This is a genomic window from Haloferula helveola (genome assembly GCF_037076345.1).
GTDB lineage: Bacteria > Verrucomicrobiota > Verrucomicrobiia > Verrucomicrobiales > Akkermansiaceae > Haloferula > Haloferula helveola.
The window spans coordinates 3,508,665-3,529,656 of record NZ_AP024702.1 but is presented as its reverse complement, the minus strand read 5'-3'; the positions used below and the strand labels follow the sequence as shown (position 1 = coordinate 3,529,656).

Here is a 20,992-nt window from a genome sequence, read left to right as displayed (position 1 = left end):
CGGCTCACGCGAGGACCGCGTAGAACTCCGGCGGCTCGGTATTCCAAGTCAGGTGCTTGGTGCCGTAGGCGACCAGACCGCGGCCGTAGCGGCTGCGGGTGCTCACGCCTGAAACCATCCGCGTGATCTGGTTGCTCATGTGCTTTTCCATCAGGGATGGCAGCGCCCACTTCTTGTAGAGCTCGCGGAGTTTGGAGCCGCCTTCGTACATCGAGAACATGCGGCCGTCGTAGAAGTAGTTGATGATCTCTCCCCATGCCTCGTGCCAGTCGAGCATCTCGGCCTCGACCTTGGCGAAGCCCGACGCCAGCCGCTCGGGTTGGTCGAGGACCGCCGGTCCCTTCTTGAACACACGACGGTCCAGCGCGTCCGCCATGTGCATGGCCATGAACAGGCCCGGCGAAAGCATCGGATCGACGAATCCGTGGGAATCCCCGACCGCCACCCAACCGGGGCCGTGCCCGCGTTCGGAGATCAGCTGGTAGTTGGTGTAGGTCATCACGTCGGTGACCCGCTTCCGGCCCTTGCCGGCTTCGCGAAGGATGGGCTCGGCATCGATGATCGATTCGAGCCGCTCTTCCGGCGTGTCTCCGTGCGCCTTGGCGGCCTTGGTGTCGAGCACCACACCGACCGACAGACGGCCCGGCAGCGGAATCCGCCACGACCAACCGTGCTCGAGGATCGAGAGCACCACTTGCCCGTCGACCATGCTCTCGGCTTCGAAATTCTCGTAGTGGGCGAAGTAAGCGACATCGCTCCGTCCTCCGCGCTTCGCCGACAGCTCCAGCGCCCTCGCGAAGAGCCGCGCCCGGCCGGTCGAATCGACCAGCAGCTTCGGGTGTTCGCCACCGAGTTCCGGTGTCGCCTCGAGGGTCTCGGCATCAAGTTGCACCTCACGACCGTTCTCACCGCGTTCCACTTTTGCCCGACGCGTCACGAACTCGACTCCGAGCTCCTCCGCACGGGTCCGGAGCAGGTTGTCAAACTCCGGTCGCGGGATGTTGTACGAGTAGTTCGGCGTCTTCCCGAGCACGCCTTCGGGGAAAAGGAAATCGAGCCGCAGACCGCCACGATGCATGAACGCCACACCGGGCTTGAACTGGGAAAACTCCTTCACCCGGTCCTCGATCTTCAGCCTTCGCATCAGGTCGACCACCGTTGGCAGCAAGGACTCACCGACCAGCAGATCCGGCCGCTTGGCATCGTCGAAAACCACCACGCGAAAGCCCCTCTCCGCCAGAAGCGCGCCCAGCGTGCAGCCTGCGGGGCCTGCCCCGACAATCGCAACGTCCACCGGCTTCTTCACGCCGCCTCCGTATCGCGCCCGCGCCGCTCGCGCAAGTCCCCGCAATCCCCCGTTTGGAACGATGCCGGGTCACCCGGCATTGCCGCCGCCCCGAATCCTGCTTAATTCGCCTCCACATGCTTCGTTTCTCCCTTTTCGGCATTCCGGTCAACGTCCAGCCGTGGTTCTGGATCACCTTGGCCTTGCTCGGAGGCGCCACCGGAATCGACGGCCGCGAGGACGTCCTGAGCGTCGCGCTGTTCGTGCTCGCCGGCTTCGTCTCGGTGCTCGTCCATGAGCTCGGACACGCCCTGACCGGACGCTCGTTCGGTGCCCCCACCCAGATCACGCTGATGGCATTCGGCGGCTTCGCCAGCTTTCCGGCGAACGCCTTCACGCGGAAGCAGGACTTCCTCGTCACCGCCGCCGGCCCCGCCATCCAGATTCTGCTCGGGCTGGTATTCTTCGCGATCTACGCCTTCGTCCCCCTGCCGACCACCGCCGCCAAGATGTTCGTCTTCTGGGGCATGGTGATCAGCATCTTCTGGGCGGTGATCAATCTGGTCCCGGTGATTCCCCTCGATGGCGGCCGCCTCGTCGCCGCGCTGCTGGGCCCTTCGAAACGGGTGCTCGCCCTGCAGATCAGCCTGGTCGCCGCGATCGCAGTCGCCTTGGGAATGTTCTTCCTCATGAAGAGCTTCCTGTTCCCGATTTTCCTCGGCCTGATGGCCTATCAGAACTGGCAGGAGCTGCAGCAGTTCCGGCGTTAGTTCGTCAGATGAGCATCCGCAGCGCCGCCAAGGCCGCGAAGCCGATGATCATCCACTCGAAGACCCGCTGCGGGACCTTTTGCAACAAGCTCTTGCCCAACAAAATCCCGGCCACAATCGCCGGGGCGAGCAGCAGGTTGGTGTAGAGCGTCTGCGAGTCGATCAGACCGAGGTTCCGGTTCAGCGGGACCTTGATCAGGTTCACCAGCAGGAAAAACCGCGCGCCGATCCCGATCAGCTCCATCTTCGGCACCCGCTTCGACAGCAGGTAGAGCTGGAACACCGGCCCGGCGGCATTCGCCAGCATGGTGGTCACGCCCGCCGCCACCCCGGCGCCGGTGCCGAATGCCCGATGCTCGGCGATTTTCTCCAGCACCCCGGGCCGCAGCACGCGTAGCGACTGCAACGCGAGCAGCACGAGGATCGAGATCCCGATGATCCGCTTCGCCACCGGTTCGGGCACGGTTCCAAGGAGATACCAACCGATCCCGAGCCCGACCAGGGTCGCGGGCAAAAGCCGCCACACGTCCTTCCACGAGCCGTGCTTGCGGAAGGCCGGATAGACCAGCAGATCGGCGATGATCAACAACGGCAGCGCAAAGCCTGCCTGGGCCTTGGCGCCGAGCAGGTGGGTGAAGATCGCCACCGAGAGCAGCGAGGTGCCGCTGAACCCGGCCTTCGCCACCCCGATGAAAAACGCCGCCGCCAGCGCCAGCGTCCATGCCTCCGGTCCCTCTAGCACGCCCCTTACCTAAGGAGCGTGCCGGAGCATCGCAAGCGCGCTCACCCGAGGAAGATCCAGAACAGCTGGTTCAGCACGTAAACGATCGGGATCGAACCGAGCACGCTGATCCAGAATGCGGCGATCGCGTAAACACCGATCTGGAATCGTCCGCGCGCCAAAGCCGCTCCCGGAATTCCCAGCAGATGCACGCCATAGAGCGCGAGCACGAAGGCACCGCCGTCATTCGAGTGCCAGACGGCATTCGTGAGCTGACCGACGATTCCGATGATTCCTTCGATCCACATGTAAAGCACCAGCAGCGCGGCGACCGAACCCATGGCGGTTCCGACCACCCAACTCACCTGGGCGGAGCGGGTCACGAGTTCGCTCTCCACCGGGTGCACCGACACCAGTTGCTTCAGCTTCGAATCCGCATCCGAAGGGACGGACCCCGTCACCAGCTTCACGCTGGGGGTGTAGCCGGACTCGCGACGCGGCCGGCGATGCTTGCCGCTCCCCCGGAAGGGGACCGGAGAGGAAGGAATCCCGCGCAGGTTCCTTTGCAGCGCATTGGGCGTATTCATGGCCCCGACATCATCCTCCGACCCGCGGATTCCGCCCATGGGAACCGGATCGTCCTTTTGTAGCACCGAAGGTAGGGACGAGCGCCCCCGCTCGTCCGTGAGGGAAGGGACAGCCTCGCACCCACTGCAAGCGTCGGACGAGCGGGGGCGCTCGTCCCTACCTTCAATCCCCGAGCCGATCCCGAATTTTGAGGTTTGAAATCCGGCATTTCCGCCCTACCCCTCGCCCCGACATGAAGATCGTCGTCGCATACTCCGGGGGACTCGACACCTCCGTCCTCCTTCTCTGGCTCAAGGAAAAGTACAACGCCGAGATCATCGCCTACTGCTCCGACTGCGGACAGGGCGAGGAACTCGACGGCCTCGAGGCCAAGGCGCTCAGCACCGGTGCCTCGAAGTGCTACATCGACGACCAGAAAGAGGAGTTTGCCCGCGACTTCATCTTCCCGATGTTCCAGGCCAACGCGCTCTACGAGGGCCGCTACTTCCTCGGCACCTCGATCGCCCGCCCGTGCATCACCAAGGGCATGATCGATGTCGCCATCAAGGAAGGCGCCGACGCCATCGCCCACGGCGCCACCGGCAAGGGTAACGACCAGGTGCGCTTCGAACTCTCCGCCGCCGCGCTCGCTCCGGACATCAAGGTGATCGCCCCGTGGCGCGACGCCGAGTTCCGCAAGCAGTTCCCCGGACGCGCCGAAATGATCGCCTACGCCGAGGCCCACAACATCCCGGTGAAGGCTTCCATGAAGAAGCCCTACTCGATGGACCGCAACCTCCTGCACATCTCCTTCGAGGCCGGCGCTCTCGAGGATGTCTGGCACGATGCCACCGGCGAGGACGACAAGGACATGTACGTGCTCTCCGTTTCCCCGGAGGACGCACCCGACGCTCCGCAGTATCTCCAGTGCCTCTTCGAAAAGGGCAACGTGATCGGCCTGCAGACCGAAGGCCTTGCCGAACTCATCGCCGAGCTCGGCGACTTCGAGGTGCAGGGCGAGAAGGACGGCTACACGCTGCTCACGCCCTACGGTGTGATGCGGGTGCTCAACGCGCTCGGCGGCAAACACGGCATCGGCCGTATCGACATCGTCGAGAACCGCTTCGTTGGCATGAAGTCCCGCGGCATCTACGAGACGCCCGGTGGCGCCATCCTGATGGCCGCCCACCGCGACCTCGAAACGCTGGTTATGGACCGCGAACTCCAGCTCACCCGCGACACGCTCATTCCGAAATACGCCCAGCTCATCTACAACGGCTTCTGGTTCGCTCCCGAGCGCGAGGCGATCCAGGCACTGGTCACCGAGAGCCAGAAGACCGTCTCCGGCGAAGTCCGCGTGAAACTCTACAAGGGCAACGTCATGCAGGCCGGCCGACGCAGCCCGCACAGCATGTACGACGAACACGTCGCCACCATGGAAGGCGGTCAGGAGGAAGCCTACAACCAGGACGACGCCACCGGCTTCATCGCCCTCAACGCCCTCCGCCTCAAGGCCAACGCCCGCCAGAAGTAAAGGCAGGGTCGGGCGCCCCAGCCCGACCGCCTCCAGCGTCGTCGCTCAGCGGCGTATTCCTTCCACTGATCACCGATCACTGCTCACAGAGCACCTCTTCCCATGTCCAAACCCCAGACCGCCATCACCCCGACCCGTGCCGAGGATTTTCCCGAATGGTACCAGCAGGTCATCAAGGCCGCCGACATGGCCGAGAACTCTGAGACGCGCGGCTGCATGGTCATCAAACCGTGGGGCTACGGCATCTGGGAACTGATCCAGCAGCAGCTCGACCGCCGCTTCAAGGAGACCGGCCACCAGAACGCCTACTTCCCGCTGCTCATCCCGCTTTCCTACCTCGAGAAGGAAGCCGAGCACGCCGAAGGCTTCGCGACCGAATGCGCGGTGGTCACGCACCACCGTCTCGAAACGGTCAAGGACGAGGAGACGGGCAAGACAAAGATGATTCCGACCGGCGAACTCGCCGAGCCGTATGTCATCCGTCCAACCTCCGAGACCATCATCGGCGCCGCCTTCTCGCGCTGGATCCAGAGCTACCGCGACCTGCCGCTGCTGATCAACCAGTGGGCCAACGTGATGCGTTGGGAAATGCGCCCGCGCCTGTTCCTGCGCACCGCCGAGTTCCTGTGGCAGGAGGGCCACACCGCCCACGAAACCGCCGACGAGGCGATCGAGGAGACGCGGATGATTCACAGGCTCTACGCCGACTTCCTGCGCGACCACCTCGCGATCCCGGTGATCCCCGGCGAGAAGACCGAGAACGAACGCTTCCCCGGTGCCGACATCACCCTGACCGTCGAAGCGATGGTGCAGGACAAGAAGGCCATCCAGGCCGGCACCTCGCACTACCTCGGCACCAACTTCTCGAGCGCCCAGGACATCACCTTCACCGGTCGCGAAGGCACGGTCGAACACGCCCACACCACCTCGTGGGGCGTTTCCACGCGGATGATCGGCACGCTGGTCATGGCGCACTCGGACGACGACGGACTGGTCCTGCCGCCGCGCGTCGCCACGCAGCAGATCGTGATCATTCCCGTGACGCCGAAGGAGGATACGAGGGAAGCCGTACTTGAGAGCTGCCATGCGCTGGCCGACACGCTGCGCAACGACCTCGACTTCCACGGCGAGAAACTCCGCGTGCACGTCGATGACCGTGACGTGAAAGGCAAGAAGTGGGAGTGGGTCAAGAAGGGCGCGCCGATCCGGATCGAGATCGGCCCGCGCGACGTCGAGAGCCGCAAGGTCTGCATGAGCCGCCGCGATCGTCCTTCAAACGACAAGGAGTTCCTCGACAAGGAGGAATTCATCCAGCGCGCGCCCGACATTCTCAACGAGATCCACGACACCTTGCTGCACAGGGCCACCGAATTCCGCGACGCCAACATCGCGGACTGCACGGACCTGGATGCCTTCCATGCCCACTGGTCGCAGGACAACCCCGGCTGGCTGATGACCCCGTGGGCCGGCAGCCCCGAGGAAGAGGACGAGCTGAGCAAGAAGCACAAGATCACGATCCGCTGCCTCCCGCTCGACCAGCAGGAGGGCGACGAGGCCGCGTGCATCCTGACCGGCAAGCCGACCAAACAACGCGCTCTCTGGGGCCGCAGCTACTGAGCTTCCCGATGGACCGCGAGCTCCAGCTCGCCCAAGGGTGCGCGGACTTCAGTCCGCTGATTCGGACCGTCGAAGCGGACTGAATTCCGCGCACCATCTCGACGTCCAGCCACGCCCCGAAACCGAGTCTTGGCCGCAGGCGGACCGCGCGAGCCCACTCGCGCATCGATTTGCCAGGGTTCCGGGGCGCGAGTGGGCTCGCGCGGTCCTTCCCTTCCTCAAATTCCACCACCCCCCACTTTTACATTGTGTCACAAAGTGAATTGACTCAGCGTGCCCGCATGTTCCAAAGATTCGGATGGGTGTTCGCCGTCACCCTCATTGTGTTTCCGGCACTCGGACTGCTCGGCGCCGGTGTTTTCGCCTACATCCAGCCCAAAAAATACGAGTCGACGGCGACGGTTCAGGTCCGGCCGGTGAACCCGTCGGCCTTGGTGGTTCCGGGCACCATCACTCCTGCCCCGACCGGAAGCGCCACCTTCTTCCCGACCGAGTTCGAAGTCATCCGCGCGACGAGGACCCTCGATATGGTCATCGAGGATCTCGACCTCACCAACCGCTGGGGTGTTTCGCCAGCCGCCGCCAGACAGCAACTCCAGGGCATGATCTCCACGGAGAACATCCGGGGCACCGACCTGATCGAGATCAAGACGCGGGCCTCCAGCCCACAGGATGCGATCCTGATCAATAACGCTGTGTGCGACGCCTACCGCGAACGGCGGAGGGAACTCGAATACGCCCGTTCCGACGCGGCGATGCAGGACCTTCGGGAAGCCGTGCGCTCGCAGGAGGATCTGGTTGAGGAAAGGCGGAAGGTTCTGACTCAGATGATCCGGAATGAAAAGATCCTCACCACGCGAAACAGCACCAACACACCGGCCGATGGAGCGGCGGAAGCTGCCAAACGCTACGCCCTGCTCGAGTCGCAGCGCATCAAGCTTGAGAGCCAGATTGAGACCCTGCTTCTTTATGACGGCGGGCAGCTCGTCACCTACGCAGCAGGGCTGAACCTTCCGGAAAACGTCGTTCGCACCCTCCACCCTCAGTGGCTCGACGCGAAGCGGCAGTTGGAAGCCTTGAAGCAAGGCGGCCTTGGCGACAGCCATCCGACGGTTCAGCAGCAAACCAAGATCGTCGAAGAACTCCGCGCCGACCTCGACCAAGGGGTCGTCGCGCTCCGTGAAACCCTCCGGGCACAGCTCGCGCTGACCAAGGAGCAGGCCGAAAGACTCAGGGAGAGAAATCCCCCGGAAGAGGGTCTCGTCTTGCCACTTACCCGGCCCCGCCAGTCCTTCGAAGAAGCAAAGTCCGACTTCGACGCCGCGCAATCGCTCCTCGAGCAACTTAAGATCAAGCTCATCTCCGAAGAGATGCAGCGCCGCATCACCGAAGACCCGGTGATCGTCCACTCTGACCCCGTCGAGCCGGAACGCCCGGTTTCCCCGAACATCCCGCTCACCCTCGCCATCGGCGGCGGTGGCGGAATCCTCCTCGGCCTGATCGCCCCCCTCTTCCTCATCCCGATCCTCAACGCCTTCTCCAAGGACGAGGACGAGTAGGCGCCGCAGGCGGACGGCGGGAGCCCACTCCCGCCCCGGAACCCAAGCCGCAGACAAGGAAGTGTCCGAGCGAAGTCCCACATCTGCAAACCCGCGACCGTTGACGCGCTGTCTGACCGGGCTCCTTTGCGGGACCCTCCTCGGCTGGAGCGTCGCACTCTTGGTTCCTCCAGCTTACGAATGTAGTACTCTGCTCCTCAGAAACATCCCGACCGACTCGGTCGTAGCAGGGGAACCTCTCAAGTCCGCCGAGTTGCTCGACCGCATTGTCACCCAACTGGAACTGAGAGACCGGTGGAATCTTGGCCTTGAAGCTGCGGTTGCACGGCTCAACCGGCACGTCGAAATCGAGCTATCTCCCCACTCCCAAGTCATCGAACTTCGGGTGGTGGCCGACGATGCGGGGGATGCCGTAGCCATCTGCGAAGCAGTGGAGCGCAACTTCCGATCGCAATTGGCAGCGTCCATCACCACAAATCGTCAGACGCTCGAAGCCGCGGTGACCGCACAGAGAGCGCGCGTCCGGGAAGAGAGACGAGTCCTTACGCAGATCGAAAGGAACCGCCCATTCGAAAAGGCTAAGGAAGAGAAAGAAGCAGCCCTGCTGAAACTGAGGAACGAAGAACGACTCCTTGCGAACCAGATCGAATGCCTTGAGCAATCCGCCGGTGATGGCTTGGTGTCCTATGCCTCAGCCATCCAACCTGCGGGTCATCACCTTCGTGTTCTCGAAACTCAGCTGCTCCATACGAGGTTCGACATCGCCAATCTCAGGTCAAAAGGACTCTCCGACGGCCATCCCCTTCTGCTCACGTTGAACGCCATTCAGGACGGGGTCGCGACTGATCTTGCGGAAGAGATTGAAGCGATGCGACTTCGGAAGCGGCTACGCCTCACCGAACTGGCCACCGAAATCCAGCAAGTCGAGGCTTCGCCCCCCGATCTTCCTGAGGACACCGGATGCTACGGCTACGACGACCCGGAAGCGAATCTTCTCGAGGCCACGGCCGCGCTGGGCGTGCTGACAGCCAGTCTGGCTCTTGAAAGACACCAACCCGATCCGACTTCGGCTTTTCACAACATCGGCAACTCGTATCTCGTCCCAAAGAGGCTCGGACTTCCCACTTGGATACTCGTCAGCTCCGGAGCAGTTCTCGGAATTATGGTATCTGCCATCGGATGGCAACGGCACAAGATCCACGCCAAGACTTAGGCGCCGCAGGCGGACCGCGCGGCTCCGACCGCGCATTCGATTCGCCGGGGTTCCGGGGCGCGAGTGGGCTCGCGCGGTCCGCCTGCGGCAGCAATTACGCCCCCCATTGGGTGATCATTCCCGAATGACAGCCGCCCTCAGCGCGCCACGGCGCGCTTCTTCGACTTCTTCGACTGCACCTGCGACTCGATCGGCTCACCGCAGTAGATGTCGAAGCAGGCGGCGGCACGCGCTCCGGCCTCGGCGATCTCGCGGGCGTCGAGCCACTCGCAGTCATAGGCGGCATGCATCGCGCCCAGCGCGTACTCGTTGCCCGAGCCGATCGCCCAGAAGCGCTCGATTTCGGTCACCTCGCGGTAGCTGTCGATCTCGTAGATCGCGTCCGGAGTCGCGACACAGAAGCTGAGCTGGGTCGACTCATACGGCTGCCCGCAGCCCCCTTCCGAAGTCTGAAGGTGATACTCGTCCTTCAGGATCTCGTGGACCTTCTGCAGGTCGCGGAAGATCTCGTCCGGGTTCGTGAACCGGAATAGCTCCGGCTTCCGACCGATCAGGTCGCGGATCACCATCTGGTGCGCGCAGTAGCCGACAACACCGAGCAAGTTCCCGTGAGCAGGGATGATTTTCGAGGGTTCGGATTTGTAGGAGGCCGGCTTCTTGGTCGAGCCGGCCGTGCTCTGGGTGTCGGCCGCGATGGCCGTCACCCCCTGTTTCCTGACGACACATACGACGGACATGGTAGTTTGGGGTTCGGTTTGGTTGGAGCCACAGGCCGCATGCCTGGGTCCTGGAGAAATGCCCGGTAGCGGATTCGCACCGCTGCTGCCGCGGTCAAAGCGCGGAGTGCTGACTGTTACACCAACCGGGTCGGTTGTGGAAAATGGCGCACCTGCCGGGACTCGAACCCGGTTCTCCGCGGTGAAAGCGCGGTAGCCTAACCCATAGCTGACAAGTGCATGAAAGTGGTCGCGGCGGCAGGACTCGCACCTGCTATCTCCGACTTCCAAGGTCGGCGGCTCGTCTGTTTCACCCTCGCCACGTGGGGATTTGGTGGGTTCGGAAGGACTCGCACCTTCGTCGGCCGGTTAAAAGCCGGCTGCTCTGCTTGTTGAGCTACAAACCCATGGGATGCGGAAAGTGGAGGAATCGAACCCCTGGGACGCGATGCCCACCCCGGTTTTCAAGACCGGTTGCCGACCCGCCGGCGGCACTTTCCGAAGCGGAGAACTGGGGACTCGCACCCCATCCCTCGAAGGGACCCGACGTTTAGCAAACGTGTCCGGCTCGCTTGTCCGGTTAGCTCTCCCCGACCAGAGCGGGACGGAGCCGGTTGCCTCTGCCGTTGAATGCGGCAACAACAACTCTCAGCCTCCGGAGGAGGAGGCTGGACTTCTGCATGGCCCGAGCGGAGCGAGGGCAACTACGCATGCATTCTTGAAAAGAGGTCCCCTTGGCAGGACTCGAACCTGCAACCTCCCGGTTCGTAGCCGGGTGCTCTGGATCCGCTTGAGCTACAAGGGTATGGATTTGGAGTGCGGCGGCAGAGGGAGTCCTCGACCGGCGGCGCCGCTTTGGGGGCGGTCCGCTCGGGCAACACCTCCTCGAGAGCCGCTCGAAAAGCGGTGTCGCCACCCCTGCCGGGGTTCTGCCACCGCACTCCAAATCTAAACTGGCGGTCCATGCCGGTAACGCTCCGGCGCCTCCTGCCTGACAAACAGGTGTGCTGCTTCTGCACCAATGGACCCGATGGAAAGAGGTAGCGTGCCGGGGTATCGAACCCCGTTCCTCCGGTTGGAAGCCGGACACATCACCTGCAATGCTTGCACGCCATGGCGGCCGGACGGGAGTCGCACCCTGCCCTCGGAGTCTTCAAGACCGCGCTCTCCTGCGTGAGCTACCCAGCCGAAAGTCAGAATGGTACCAGCGCCCGGTACTGCCCCGGGGTCGTCCGCTTATCGGGCGGATGCTCTGCGATTGAGCTACGCTGGAGTTGGTAGGGGCCGGTGGTATCGCGCCACTCGTCGCCTTCCGGACTTCTTTTACGACGGCAGGTTTACAGTCTGCTGACCGGAGCGACCCCTCTGAAAATGGTCGCGGGGACGGGAATCGAACCCGTGTCGAAGGGCTTATGAAACCCTCTGGAGAACCAACACTCTCCCCGCATTTGAAAATCTATAGTGCGACCGCGCCCACATCCGACTGGAGCCTTGATCCCTACGGAGAGCGGCTGATAGGCTAACCCTCTGGCTTCGATCCTCCCATCAACCCAAGCCGCCAAAACCCATGAAATACGGAATCCTCGGGATCTCGACCTGTCTTGCATGCCTTCTCCCCGCCGCCCCCATCACGTGGGGTCCCGCTACCGCTGTCTCGACCGGTCCCGGCAACTCGGCCGATGTCTCGACCAACGGATTCCTCGTCGAGGCCTTCAATGCCCAGGGCGCTTTGGACACACCCGCCACACCGGTGGTGAACAGCGTGCCGTTTGTCGGAGTCGACACCATCCTGCCGGGCGGCAACGGAACAGCCGATGACTTCTGGACGGCAGGGGTGGGAGGTGACAACCCCTACCTCAATCTTCTCAAGGATGTGGATTTCGGCGGCGGCACCAACCTCGTCAGCATATCCATCGGGAGCGGAAACCTGACGGTCGGCTCAACCTACGAAGTGCAGGTCTGGTTCGTCGACGACCGCGCGGCCTTCGACACGCGGGTCACCCCGGTCGGAGATGGCGAAGCCGTTCCAAGCACGGTGGATCTGAATGACCAATATGCGATCGGCACCTTCATCGCGGATGGAACGTCGCAGACCCTCACCCTCGACTCCCCGGGGTTCGGCAACGCGCACATCAGCGCCTACCAGCTTCGTGAAGTCCCGTCGGCCGACGTTTTCACAAGCGCCCTGCTCGACCTGAGCGGCCGTGATGTCGACGGACTCGGTCTGAACGAGTCGAACGGCACCTTCGCCTCGCCGAAAACCTTCGGACCCACCACCGACTTCAGTCTCAACGACGTTCCGTGGTCGCGTGGCGGCCTTTCCGGAAGTTTCGACGTGAGCTTCGTCGCCACAGGTTCGCGCACCAACATCCGTCGCGGCGGCAAAGGAGCTTTCGGAACCGGTGACAGTTCCGGCGACCCTTCGCTGATCGCGCCCGGTGACTCGATCACGCTCGACTCGTTCGTGCTCTCCGATCTGCAAGGGGATCTTGCCGGACGCACGATCGCGGACCTGCGGATTGTCGCGGTCCATCTCGGAAACGAAACCACAGGCGATGGCGCTTCCATCAACGGCGTCAAGGCGGATGGAGCGGGCGGTGGCGACACCAGCGCCGCGATGCGCAACGACATGGTCCCCTCGACATCCGCAGCCATCGTCGGAACGGGCAGCGGCAACGGCTACTCGATCAACGGAATCGAGATCGCCTTCGAGGCTCATCCGAATTCCATCACCTGGGGGCCGGCGACCGACACCACCGGCAAGAGCCAGCTGGTGGAAGGACCCCTGGTGACGGCCCTGAGCGCCGGCGTCGGCGCGACCGTCAGCAACGGCGGAGCCAGCGGGACCTCGAACTACACCTTCGCCGAGGTCGACTACAGCGACCTGGCGTTCGAGCCGACTCCGGGAGCCCGCGTGACCGCCGACATCTCGGAGGGTGCGACAAGTACCGGTGACACCGACTTCGATACGGTTCTCAAGTCGTTCGCCGACTCCGAAAGCGGAATCACCAACGGACTCCAGACCATCGGCGGGCTTAGCGCGGGAACGAACTACTTGGTTCAGGTATTCTACAACGACCAACGGGCCGCCTACAGCTCGCGAGTCATGACCTTTGGCGATGGCCAACCGACGCCGAGCAACGTGGACGTCGCGGCCGCCGGTTCCGGCTGGGGACAGCATGCGATCGGGTCGTTCACCGCGGTCGGACCGTCGGTTCCTCTCAGCCACATCGCCAACGGTTTCGGCAACGTGCATTTCAACGCGATCCTCGTGGTCGAAGCACCTCCCGGACCGACCGCCACCCTTGCAACCGCGAGTGGATCGGTCAGCGGCCCGTTTACGGTCGACCTGACCTTCTCGGAGTCCGTGATCGGACTTGAGGAGTCGGACTTCAACGTGACGAACGGTAGCGTGAACGCCTCCAGCCTGAGCGGCAGCGGCGACACGTGGTCATTCGAAGTGACTCCGACCGCAGCGGGTGCGGTGCAGGTCAATCTCCCGGCCGGGACCGTGACGAACACCGGATTGGACGCCAACAGCGCCTCGAACACCCTGATCGTCACCTACACGCCGCCCGACCTGCCGGAGGCCACGTTGTATGGTGTGAATGCAACCGCGGAAACCAGCTACGAGGTCTTCCTTACCTTCTCGGAAGAAGTTACCGGTCTTGCTGATGGCGACTTCCAGATTACCAACGGCACCGCATCCGGAACTACCGGCAGCGGGCGCTGGTTTTCCACCACCATCACTGCGAATGCTCCCGGAGCAGTCTCGGTGACCCTGCCAGCCGGCTCCGTTACCGATCTCGACGGCGACAGCGCCACCAATCCGGTTTCGAACACGCTCGTCACCCAGTGCAACTCGGACTTCGGGGCACGCTGGACGCTGGACGACCAGTTCACATGGAATTCCGGCACCGACACCACGAGCAATCTCACGATCGTTGACGGCCTCGTAACCCCGACCGCCGATTCGTCCCAGTTCACCAGCATCGTGGCGAGCTACCCGATCCGCCGCCGGCCCGCCTCACTGACGCTCGCGCAGTCTCCCGTGTGGGACAACTGGACCGGGGTTGCCAATGTCGGCCCCGCTGGCGCGGGCGACGCGCCGGTTCTCGTTCCCGTGGGCAACGACAACTATTACTTCCTCGGTTTGGGTGGCACCGGCGGCTACCACGCATGGCACAGCACCGACATGACTACTTGGACCGAGCGCGGTCCGGTCACCCCACCGACCACCGGCCGCTGGGTCACGTCGGCCGAATACAAGGACGGCGAGTTTTACATCTACTCTGACTACTTCAACGACCACACGCCGCGGCTGTTCAAGGACAGCGACCTCGACGACGGCGTCGTCGGCACCGATCTCGGCTCCGCATTCGTGAAATCCGCGAGCGGTTCGGATTGTGCCCTGATCCGCAGTGACACCGACGACCTCTTCCACCTGATCTACGAGGACTGGAGTCCGATCAACGCCTCGACCCATTCGTGGGACTCGCCACTCGCCGGGCACACGTCGAGCAGCGACGGACTGACCGGTTTCTACGCGCACGAGCATCCTTATCCGGTCGACCACCGGACGACTCCGACCGGCACGTTCGGCACCTACAACCATCCGAACGTTCCGAACATCAGCTACGAGATCCACACGCCGGAGCAGGATGCGTTCGGCGATTGGACGGCGATCAAGATCGGTTCGAGGTTCTACCTCTTCGGCGACTACGACGAAGTGGGCGCCGGCATCAAGGTGGCGCGCTTCACCAGCGACTCGATCTACAAGGAGTTCGATCTGGTCGGCTCGCTCGGGTCAGGTCACCCGGACCCGACGGTGGGTTTCGCCGAAGGCCAGTTCTATCTCATCACCCAGCAGAGCACCGACTTTGTCAGTCCGGGCCCGTGGGTGGACGGCGTGGAAGCGAGGGCCGGCGTCGATACCGATGGCGACAGCACCATCGACCAGTGGACCGCGTGGCAACCGGTGGCCGAGCAGTATGACCACACGGCGGGCTACATCCGGGTCGTTACCCTCACCCCGGCGCAACTGGACCTCTCGGCACTGCCGAGTGGATACGGGTTCCAATTCGAGTTCCGGATCGACGACACGGTGGTTGCCACGACTTCGCCCATCATGGATCAGGCCGAGATGGCCTTCGTTCCCACGAACTACGAGTCGTGGGCGGAATCCCAAGGAGCGCCGGTCAACCCGCTGGGTGACTCGAACTTCAATGGGATACCGGATCTCGTCGAGTTCGCGCTCGGACAAGCGACTCCGCCGCAACTCCAACCGGACGGCAGCCTCACGGTGACGACGTCCAGCGACGCGGCGGAGGACGGATACACGGTCGAGATCGAGTTCAGCGAAACGCTGGCACCCGGAAGCTGGCAAACCGCCACGGCCCTGACGACGGAAGTCACGCTCGTCGGATCCACCGTGCTGGGTAACAGCGACGTCGAGACTGAATACGACTTCGACCTCTCGCTCGACAACCTCTTCTGGCGCTTCGTCGTCCGCTGAGGCACTTCTTGGGAAAATTGGTGGAGGATACGGGACTTGCACCCGCCACACCCTGCTTGCAAGGCAGCGTCGCCCCTATGGAACATGCTCCCCCTCTGACGGATCCGTTCTGACCCGGGTCCGCAGGGCACCGGGGGCGGAACTTGCCGCCTCTTGCGTTGCTTTCGCGGACGGTCCGACCTCCCGGTGCGCCGCGCACCCGGGTCCTATGGGGCGGCCGCCATCCGGTTGAACGGCGACCACCCCACGGATACATACCAATTTCGGGAATGATCACCCTTACCGCCCGGGGAGGGCCGTAGCCGCGGGATTTCCCGGCGGACGTTTCGGTGTTTCGTCGGCACACCTCCCAGAAAGCCATTCGGAGCGCCCGCATGGGAGAGCAATGGTATATCTCTTGTTATGAGACATAACTCTCCCGTCGGATCGGAAAGCATAACTTCGGAGCGTCTGTGCGACGCGCGAGAAGCGCTTGCTTTCATGATCCGTGATCCGTTCGTCGATGACCGGAACGGTTCCGGTCGACTGTCGGTTCGGCAGGCTATTTGAAAATCAGGTTCAGGGATCGGATCCCGTGATTCGTGAAAAGTTCGTTTGGATTGAGAATCGAAGAAACGTGGAGACACAAAAAACCCCGCTTCCGGAAGGAGGCAGGGTTCGAAGAAATCCTTGAAAATACGGTATTTCTAGGGCGAACCACTGCCCTGATCATCCTCCATCGCGCCACTCGGGTCCTGAATCGAAGCTCCAGGCTCCGCTGCGGAACCCGGCTTGCGCTCCAGCCCCGCAAAGGCGGCACGGCACACAAGGCCGCCGCCGGGATAAAGCGCCCGGAGCGATTGCAAGCTGTGTGCGTTGGTGAAGGAGTTCATTGAAGGTGGATTCGAAGTGCGCGGATACTTGCTGAAGATATATCTTCCGTCAATACTATATCTCAAATATATCAATTCCCGAAGCGGCGCTCCGGAAGCGGCACGAAACCGGCAGACCCGGGAGCAACCTCATCTCAGTGCACCCGCAGACGCCGGCTGACCTGCATCTCGCGAATCTCGGAGGACCTCAGGTCCGGGGAAAGGAACGAACGGAACATCTCGACCCGATCCTCCATTGCGGTCGATACGAAACCGCGGCCGGTGGCAGGGTCGCGGATTCGGAGACGGCTGCCATCCGTGCGGAGGAATGGCGACAGGTCCGCCGGCTCGCCCTCCTTCCGCGGAGCCACATGGAAGAAAACGCTGCCGGTATCCCCGCAATGACAACCGCAGCAGGTCTGCATCGAAAGCGTTCGCCTGACCTCGGAGTCGCTGAGGCCCCATCCGTCCCAGTGAGCCTCGGCGTCGTTGTCCGGCACGACAGCGACCAGCGTCGCGGTCTTCCACGACTCGCCATTCGCGGAAAAGGAATGGGGCAGTTCGAAGGCATCGGGAAGCTCCCGCAACTCCGGGTCCGGGTTCGTGCGGATCTCCGAAACCTCACGTTTCAGCCAACGGGTCAGCATCCGGTTCGGTTTGCTTCCGCGCTCGAAGAATTCCTCACCCGGCGACCCTGCGAGCACCGCTGGCTTCAGGAAGCCCTCCTCGTCCGGATGCCACTCTCGAAACTCCCAGATCTTGCCCAAAGCCCCATCATTGGTCCGCACCCGCATGAGTTGGGTCGTTTCCTTCCTCGGGATCCGCTCGACAGGTGAACGGGGGCGATCCCCGTTGCCGAGAGCGTGGTTCGCATCGGCATCGACCCGGTCGGTGAACAGGCGCGTGACCTTCGCAAGGCTGGCCCGATAGGTTGCATCCAGATCACCCATCTCACCCAGTTGGTGCCAAGCGAGAGCCCAATCGATCCGGTGCTGATCGGTCGTCCCTTGCAGGCCGTATTCGAAAATCACGGTCAATCCTCCCTCCAGCGGCCGGCCTTGGGCATCCACGGTACAAAAGACCAACCGCCCCTCTCCCATCAGACTCTCGACATCGCTGTCGCTCCCCCCACCCCACGGTCCGAACGCCGGACGCACGGCCTCCTCCACCGGAACTCGACCGAGATCCATCCGGTTCACGATCGCGAGCAAACGGAACGGCGCATTCTCAAGTCTCGGACTCCATGCCAATGGCCCAACCTGATAGCCATCGGCTCGCTTCCAAGACTCGATGATCTTGCTCGTGACTCCGGGACGTGCCGTCACCAACGCAGGATCCTCCGCAGCCGCCGGCCGGCCGCTCGCCCATTCCTCAAGCCACCTCAGCACGACCGTCGGCGCTTCGCTTTTGCCGAAGGCCTCTTCCATCAGGTGACCGAACGACCAAGGCCCCGGATAGAATGCCATCTCGGAATCGACGACTTCCGGCGCGGTGATCAACAACTCCCGATCCATCCGGATCTCGTGCTGTTCCAAGGTCCGAGCAGCGTAGCCCGGTGATGCTGCGCAGACGCAGCCGGCAAGGAGGACGACAAATGACTTCATGGGGCGGTTCAACGAACTCCGAGTGAGTCGTTCGCCGCCGCCCGCTTATTCAAAGCTACCGGGAAATCATTTCTCTCGTCCCGACTTCGCAGCCGGAAGCGACTTGAGCCGGTCCAGTTCCTCCCGTGCGATTTCCGCATGGATCGGATGGAAATTCGGGTTCAGTTCGAGGGCACGATCGAGATGATCCGATGCTTCGGCATGCTGTCCGGAAGCTGCCGCGATCCGTCCGGCGTGATAGTGGAACTCCGGATCCGGAGTCTTGCGCTCCAGGGCCTTCGTCATCATGCGTCGAGCCAACTCGAGCTTGCCCGCTTTGAAAGCGCACCACGCCAGAGCGTCGGCCGACTTCACGTTCGGAAACGCCTCGTAGGCATGTTCCGCCTCATGGAGGGCATCGTGGATTCGCAGGTCTTGGTCGGCCAAAAACTTCGCCAGCTCGTGGCTCCCGTGCCCGTGGGCTCCGTGGGAGTGGGAATGGCCATGCGAATGATCGTGAGCACCATGGAACGCCCTTACCTTGCCCGACCATTCCCGCGCACGCTCCGGTTTCCCGATCAGGGTGTAAAGATCGACGAGCGACGCCAGCGCGGGATGGGTCGGCTCGATTTCGACCGAACGTTCGTAGCACTCGATCGCCTCGGCGTAACGCTTCTGGTTCGCACGCACCGCCCCCATCGCAACAAGCACGCGCGGGTTTTTCGGTGCCAGTCGCATCCCATGCTCGGCCGACCTCTCGGCGGCCGCGATGTCACCGGCGAGGCGCTGCATGTTAGCGAGTTCGGCAAGGCACCATGCCGCATTCTCCGGATAGGGACCACCCATGGCCGCCGCGCGCTCCATCAGTTCGCGGCCCCGCTCGGGCTTGCCCGTCAGCCACAGCAGCTGCGCAGCACGCCCGAGAGTTCCGAGGTCGGTGCGGAGATCGAGCGCCTTCTGATAGTGATCGAAGGCCTTTTCGTAGTCGCCCAGTTCGACCGCTCCATCCCCGATCAAGGCATGGGCCTGTTGCAGGTTCGGATCGACTTCCAGCGCCCGTTTCGCCCACTTCTCTCCATCGGCGAAGCGGTGCTGTGAGTTTCTGACCCAAGCCATCCCCAAGCGGGCCTGCGGATCATCCGCATCGGACTCAAGCGCCTCCCGGTAGGCCTTCTCGGCCTCCGCGAAGTCGTGTCCCACTCGGTCGCGGGCCTGTTGCATCAGACGGTCGCCGCGAGCCACGGGTTCGGATGCGGTTTCCGCGCCGAGCGCATGGCCCGACGCGAAAACCGCGGCAACTACCAATGCCAACAAAAGCACTCTGTTCATCGTATGCTTACAGCTCGGGGTGTGCAGCGACGGAGCAGGATCAGTTCTCGGGCATCGGGGTCTGCCGCTGACTCACGGTCGGACCCGCATGGGGTGTCCCGAGATAGGGGAAGACCTGGTTGTAGAGCTGGTCGTTCTTCGGCACGTTGTCGCCGACGACGATGTTCTCGTCGGTGTAGTCGGGACCGCTTGCCACCGCCGACAGCGCGATGTCGACCACATCGTCCCCGGGACGACGGCCGTTCGGCCAGCCGCCGGCATCGCCACCGAGCACGCTCAGGCGATTGAACCCGTCCTGGCCGGGCAACAGAACCGGTCCGGTCGTCGTGTCCACCCGAATGACATCGGGAATGTAAACCGCGGCGAGATCCGCCCGACCCGAGGTCACCAGCGGGGCCTGCCCGGTCGGATCCTCGAACAGCACGAAGTTGATCAGGAACGCGAGCTCCGAGTTCTCGGCGTAAGTACGATAGTCATCGTCGTTCTCCGGCTCGGTGCGGTTGTAGTTGTCCTTGTCGCGGAGCGGCACGAGAACCTCGTTGAACAACGGATTGGCAAGGCGGTTGACCTGGACCCACGGTCCGCTGGAGCGAGGTGCTCCGTCGTCGCTGATGAGCGTGACCCTTTTCCTGCTCACGGAAGCGTAGACACCGACCCCGGTTTGGGCACCGAGGAAAGGGTTCGCGAAGGCGGCCGGCTCGAGTTCGCTGAGCGGAATCTGGATCCCGTAGCTGAGCACGTTGAAGCCCTTGAATCCGTCAACACCGCCGCCGTCCTGACCGAGTCCGTCCATACCATCACCGTCGTTGTCGATGATCCGTGGATCGAGCAGGTCGAAGATTCCCGGCGTGTCGGCGAAGAATCCGTCCTCCCGGGGACCGGCCCACGCGACCACTCCGTTGGAAAGCTCGCTCACCGCCTGGGCGGTCAACGAATCCAGCTCCATCTCGGATGTCGCGCCGGAAACCGCCAGCCCGTCCTCACCGTTGTAGGCCGGAGTCGTGCGCGGACCGACGTTGGGCGGCGCAACCGGGAGATCGTCGCCCAGCAAGTTCATCTGGACCCGGCCGCCACGCTGACCGAAGAACGAAAAGAACCCAAAGAATCCGCGCCGGCGCGCCCGCGCTTCCGACGGCTTCTCTTCGATCACCGAGTAGGTCTGCGTGTAGTTCTGCTGGGCATCACCGATCATGCCGATCGGCCCGGCGGCGGTGCCGAGCCCGTACGACAGGATCGTATCCGGATTCTTGATGCCGTCGGTGACCGAGGAGAACTCGAAGTCGTAGCGCATCGTTTCCTCACCGGTCACCGGATCGGTGATATGGATGCTGTAGCGCGCATCGTCGGCGAAGCGGTCGTAGATCAGTCCGTCTCCCGGATCGGAAAACGGGCGGACACTCACGATCACATTCAGAACTTCGGTGCTGGGTTCGTCGTACTTCGTGCCGATGAAGGCATAGACGTCGGTGAGATTGGCTTGGGGGTCTTGCTTGATCAGAGGTGCATCGCTGTGGCTGGAGGCCGCGGCGAATCCGGTCAATGCGAGCAACGCGCCGGCGTAGCGGACGGGGCGGAGCTTGCGGGAGGGATTCAGTTCGAGTCGTTTGGTGTTCATGGAATCTTTCGGGTCGGGTTGCGAGGGCAGCAGACCGCTGCGTCCTTCACCCTCATGCAACGAAGGTTCCTCAAATCCGGATTCACCGAATCCAAACGAATGTGAATCGCGTTACTT

General features: G+C 63.1%; 13 protein-coding genes and 9 tRNA genes. 6 read left to right on the top strand and 16 right to left on the bottom strand.

Annotated elements, in window-relative coordinates; all coding sequences use genetic code 11:
• Positions 1–4: 4 nt before the first annotated feature.
• On the bottom strand, positions 5–1,306 hold the full coding sequence (locus HAHE_RS13315) for an NAD(P)/FAD-dependent oxidoreductase (RefSeq protein ID WP_338685099.1): 1,302 nt from the start codon (positions 1,304–1,306) through the stop codon (positions 5–7).
• Between the two features lie 116 nt (positions 1,307–1,422).
• Between HAHE_RS13315 and HAHE_RS13310 the strand changes: the two genes are divergently transcribed.
• On the top strand, positions 1,423–2,055 hold the full coding sequence (locus HAHE_RS13310) for a site-2 protease family protein (protein WP_338685098.1): 633 nt from the start codon (positions 1,423–1,425) through the stop codon (positions 2,053–2,055).
• 4 nt (positions 2,056–2,059) lie between these two features.
• On the opposite strand, the gene HAHE_RS13305 is transcribed toward HAHE_RS13310, so the two are convergent.
• Both HAHE_RS13305 and HAHE_RS13300 read right to left on the bottom strand, forming a co-directional pair.
• Entirely contained in the window at positions 2,060–2,797 is a 738-nt protein-coding gene (locus tag HAHE_RS13305; RefSeq protein ID WP_338685097.1) for a sulfite exporter TauE/SafE family protein, read from the bottom strand.
• A gap of 41 nt (positions 2,798–2,838) precedes the next feature.
• Positions 2,839–3,363, bottom strand: coding sequence for a hypothetical protein (locus HAHE_RS13300; protein WP_338685095.1), 525 nt, complete (start codon positions 3,361–3,363; stop codon positions 2,839–2,841).
• A gap of 233 nt (positions 3,364–3,596) precedes the next feature.
• On the opposite strand from HAHE_RS13300, the gene HAHE_RS13295 reads away from it, so the two are divergent.
• From HAHE_RS13295 to HAHE_RS13280, 4 genes are all read left to right on the top strand, one after another.
• Positions 3,597–4,877: an argininosuccinate synthase gene (locus HAHE_RS13295; protein ID WP_338685094.1), complete on the top strand. Its 1,281-nt coding sequence runs from the start codon at positions 3,597–3,599 to the stop codon at positions 4,875–4,877.
• Positions 4,878–4,979: 102 nt separating this feature from the next.
• Positions 4,980–6,494, top strand: coding sequence for a proline--tRNA ligase (gene proS, locus HAHE_RS13290; protein WP_338685093.1), 1,515 nt, complete (start codon positions 4,980–4,982; stop codon positions 6,492–6,494).
• 281 nt (positions 6,495–6,775) lie between these two features.
• Positions 6,776–8,053: a hypothetical protein gene (locus tag HAHE_RS13285; protein ID WP_338685092.1), complete on the top strand. Its 1,278-nt coding sequence runs from the start codon at positions 6,776–6,778 to the stop codon at positions 8,051–8,053.
• Between the two features lie 253 nt (positions 8,054–8,306).
• On the top strand, positions 8,307–9,266 hold the full coding sequence (locus HAHE_RS13280) for a hypothetical protein (RefSeq protein ID WP_338685091.1): 960 nt from the start codon (positions 8,307–8,309) through the stop codon (positions 9,264–9,266).
• A 137-nt stretch (positions 9,267–9,403) separates the two neighbouring features.
• Here HAHE_RS13280 and HAHE_RS13275 read toward each other — a convergent pair whose 3' ends face one another.
• From HAHE_RS13275 to HAHE_RS13230, 10 genes are all read right to left on the bottom strand, one after another.
• A complete protein-coding gene (locus tag HAHE_RS13275) occupies positions 9,404–10,003 on the bottom strand; it encodes a hypothetical protein (protein WP_338685090.1) in 600 nt (199 codons plus the stop codon).
• Positions 10,004–10,062: 59 nt separating this feature from the next.
• Positions 10,063–10,133 (bottom strand) — tRNA-Gln (locus HAHE_RS13270).
• Positions 10,134–10,147: 14 nt separating this feature from the next.
• Positions 10,148–10,222, bottom strand: a tRNA-Glu gene (locus tag HAHE_RS13265).
• Positions 10,223–10,229: 7 nt separating this feature from the next.
• Positions 10,230–10,306 (bottom strand) — tRNA-Pro (locus tag HAHE_RS13260).
• A gap of 8 nt (positions 10,307–10,314) precedes the next feature.
• Positions 10,315–10,389 (bottom strand) — tRNA-Lys (locus tag HAHE_RS13255).
• Between the two features lie 8 nt (positions 10,390–10,397).
• Positions 10,398–10,482 (bottom strand) — tRNA-Ser (locus tag HAHE_RS13250).
• 229 nt (positions 10,483–10,711) lie between these two features.
• Positions 10,712–10,787, bottom strand: a tRNA-Arg gene (locus HAHE_RS13245).
• A gap of 149 nt (positions 10,788–10,936) precedes the next feature.
• A tRNA-Asp gene (locus HAHE_RS13240) sits at positions 10,937–11,010 on the bottom strand.
• Between the two features lie 86 nt (positions 11,011–11,096).
• Positions 11,097–11,170 (bottom strand) — tRNA-Phe (locus HAHE_RS13235).
• Positions 11,171–11,354: 184 nt separating this feature from the next.
• A tRNA-OTHER gene (locus HAHE_RS13230) sits at positions 11,355–11,429 on the bottom strand.
• A gap of 120 nt (positions 11,430–11,549) precedes the next feature.
• Here HAHE_RS13230 and HAHE_RS13225 point away from each other — a divergent pair.
• Positions 11,550–15,497: an Ig-like domain-containing protein gene (locus HAHE_RS13225; protein WP_338685089.1), complete on the top strand. Its 3,948-nt coding sequence runs from the start codon at positions 11,550–11,552 to the stop codon at positions 15,495–15,497.
• 1,006 nt (positions 15,498–16,503) lie between these two features.
• Here the strand turns inward: HAHE_RS13225 and HAHE_RS13220 are convergent.
• From HAHE_RS13220 to HAHE_RS13210, 3 genes are all read right to left on the bottom strand, one after another.
• Positions 16,504–17,952, bottom strand: a complete 1,449-nt coding sequence (locus HAHE_RS13220) for a hypothetical protein (protein ID WP_338685088.1) — start codon at positions 17,950–17,952, stop codon at positions 16,504–16,506.
• Positions 17,953–18,018: 66 nt separating this feature from the next.
• Positions 18,019–19,260 (bottom strand): tetratricopeptide repeat protein, encoded by a 1,242-nt coding sequence (locus tag HAHE_RS13215; protein WP_338685087.1) that lies wholly within the window; start codon positions 19,258–19,260, stop codon positions 18,019–18,021.
• Positions 19,261–19,300: 40 nt separating this feature from the next.
• Positions 19,301–20,875, bottom strand: coding sequence for a DUF4331 domain-containing protein (locus HAHE_RS13210; protein WP_338685086.1), 1,575 nt, complete (start codon positions 20,873–20,875; stop codon positions 19,301–19,303).
• Positions 20,876–20,992 lie beyond the last annotated feature (117 nt).

Excerpts from the sequence above, each read along its gene's own strand:
- HAHE_RS13295 (WP_338685094.1), top strand. The coding sequence starts at position 3,597 with ATGAAGATCGTCGTCGCATACTCCGGGGGACTCGACACCTCCGTCCTC.
- HAHE_RS13225 (WP_338685089.1), top strand. The coding sequence starts at position 11,550 with ATGAAATACGGAATCCTCGGGATCTCGACCTGTCTTGCATGCCTTCTC.
- HAHE_RS13300 (WP_338685095.1), bottom strand. The coding sequence starts at position 3,363 with ATGAATACGCCCAATGCGCTGCAAAGGAACCTGCGCGGGATTCCTTCC.
- HAHE_RS13285 (WP_338685092.1), top strand. The coding sequence starts at position 6,776 with ATGTTCCAAAGATTCGGATGGGTGTTCGCCGTCACCCTCATTGTGTTT.
- HAHE_RS13275 (WP_338685090.1), bottom strand. The coding sequence starts at position 10,003 with ATGTCCGTCGTATGTGTCGTCAGGAAACAGGGGGTGACGGCCATCGCG.
- HAHE_RS13210 (WP_338685086.1), bottom strand. The coding sequence starts at position 20,875 with ATGAACACCAAACGACTCGAACTGAATCCCTCCCGCAAGCTCCGCCCC.
- HAHE_RS13310 (WP_338685098.1), top strand. The coding sequence starts at position 1,423 with ATGCTTCGTTTCTCCCTTTTCGGCATTCCGGTCAACGTCCAGCCGTGG.
- HAHE_RS13215 (WP_338685087.1), bottom strand. The coding sequence starts at position 19,260 with ATGAACAGAGTGCTTTTGTTGGCATTGGTAGTTGCCGCGGTTTTCGCG.
- HAHE_RS13220 (WP_338685088.1), bottom strand. The coding sequence starts at position 17,952 with ATGAAGTCATTTGTCGTCCTCCTTGCCGGCTGCGTCTGCGCAGCATCA.
- proS (WP_338685093.1), top strand. The coding sequence starts at position 4,980 with ATGTCCAAACCCCAGACCGCCATCACCCCGACCCGTGCCGAGGATTTT.